The organism is Caballeronia sp. LZ003 (assembly GCF_031451465.1).
GTDB lineage: Bacteria > Pseudomonadota > Gammaproteobacteria > Burkholderiales > Burkholderiaceae > Caballeronia.
The window spans coordinates 1-1,994 of sequence record NZ_JARUXJ010000027.1 but is presented as its reverse complement, the minus strand read 5'-3'; the positions used below and the strand labels follow the sequence as shown (position 1 = coordinate 1,994).

The 1,994-nt window shown below is 59.5% G+C and carries 2 protein-coding genes; both read right to left on the bottom strand.

Annotated elements, in window-relative coordinates:
• Positions 1-1,136, bottom strand: a 1,136-nt coding sequence (locus QCE79_RS32575; protein ID WP_309851472.1) for a chemotaxis protein CheB, incomplete at its 3' end; no start/stop codon positions are given.
• Between the two features lie 217 nt (positions 1,137-1,353).
• A partial coding sequence (locus QCE79_RS32570; protein ID WP_309851470.1) for a helix-turn-helix domain-containing protein occupies positions 1,354-1,994 on the bottom strand: 641 nt, incomplete at its 5' end.

Below are 1,994 nucleotides of genomic sequence, written 5' to 3'. Positions count from 1 at the left end.
GCTTCATTGATGTCAGTTGCAAAAATCTGCACCCGCGGAGGCTGCGGCATGCGGTCTGCGTATTCCTGAATCAGGATCGCAACCGAGTAACTCTCCTCTCCCGATGCGCAAGCCGGTACCCAGATGCGTGCCTCTTCTCCCTCTGTAACGCCGTTCATCAAACGCGGGATGATGTCGTTTTGCAAGGCCGCAAAGGATTTAAGGTCGCGAAAGAAACTGGTTACACTGATCAGGAGATCGGCGAGCAGCGGATTCAATTCGCTGGGGTTGCGCTGCACGAAGTCGCGGTATTCGGCAATGCTGGTTAGTCGGTTCACGCGCATTCTGCGCTCGATGCGACGTTGCATCGTGGCGCGTTTGTAATGTCGGAAGTCGTGCCGCGTGCGATTGCGAAGTGCTGCCAAAATGTCGTGCCGCGCCTTCTCGTCAGACTTGTCGTCGCCCAGGTCAGCCTGGGCATCGGCGTCCGTTACCAGGTCGGCATCAGAATCCGACGAAGGGGCGCGCGGGGCTTTTGCGAGGTCGACCAACTGCCGGCCGATTTCCTTGGCACTTAAGACCAGGTCGATCGTTCCTGTGGCGATCGCCGCTTGCGGCATCTCTGCGTACTCGGCGTCGTCCGGCTCCTGCGCAATCGTAAGCCCTCCTCGCTCCTTGATGGAAGCGAGTCCCAAGGAGCCGTCTCGGCCCGTTCCCGACAGGACGATGCCTACGGCGCGTTCCTGATGCACTTCCCCCAGGGTTCGGAAGAAAAGATCGATGACGGACGAGGGTCTGATACGGCTCGCCTCACCGGGCTGCACATGTCCGTCATCGGTGATCAGGTTGGTTGCAGGCGCAATGACGTACACGTGACCCGCTTCTAAGCGCGTCCTGATGCGGACCTGGCTGACGGTCAGCGGTGTGACCCGCTGCAATATCTCGGCCGCGCTGCTCTCGTGATCTGGCGAAAGATGCAGCACCAAGACAATCGCCACGGGAGCGTCGGCGCCCAGTGTTTCGAGCAGTGCCATCGCCGCCTGCAGCCCACCGGCGGAACCTCCTATGCCTACGACCAACGGTCTCGCCAGCGCATCGGGAAGTTGCGGGAGCGAACTGGTGGGGCCATCAGTGGCATTTATTTGGTTTTTTTCCATGACTCCTCGGTCGGAAGCTCGGTCGAGCAACAGTGTGCTCTTCCTGTCGTGCGACATCCTTGCGTGCAAACCGACACCTACAAGGTCCGGCCTGCGGCTGCGTCGTCCTGACACGTGTTTCCGACGGCGTTGCGACGCTTGTTAAGCGTGCGCCCGCCCATCTGGAAAATTAGTAGCCATCAACCTATCATAACGTTGCTTCCACCGGCGCGACCCGTTATTCGGCTAGCTCGACACGGGTCGACCGCTCCGAGGCGGGATCGAGAACATTATTGGACGCAGAATGCTCGCACCCACTCGCACCGCGGCGCAGGCGCATGATCGTTTGCCTCGACGTGTTGAAATCGCGCGCCACCTGACTGACCGTCCAGCCATTCGACAGTGCAAGTAAGGCCTGGGCTTGATCTGACTCGGTCATGCTAAAAGGTCGGCCGGATTTCGAACCGCGCAAGCTTGCGGTCTCGTGGGAGTGCCGGCCTCGAAAGGTGCGGACCACGCGTTCGAAGTCAACAACTAATTCGAGGCTCTCGATGAGCGCGCCGCCACCGATAGCACTGAATCTCTCTCGATTGGGCGCTAAGCAAATGGTTGCGGCCCCTTCAAGTTCTATCGCCCGCAAGGTCGTCAGAGCGTCGGGAACACAGTTGCCCAACGCATTGAGACCGACGACGATTAACGCGTCTGCGGGCCATAAGTGACGGACGGCTCGTTGCAGACCGGGTCGCTGGGCGGCTGCCGTTGAGCAGCAGGCGCTTTCGAAATACAGATCGTCCGGATGAAATTGGAATCCAGCAGCCGCGATCTGCTCCAGATACCTTTCGTTGAGCGGATCGCCCCTGGCCAAATAGATTAGATATG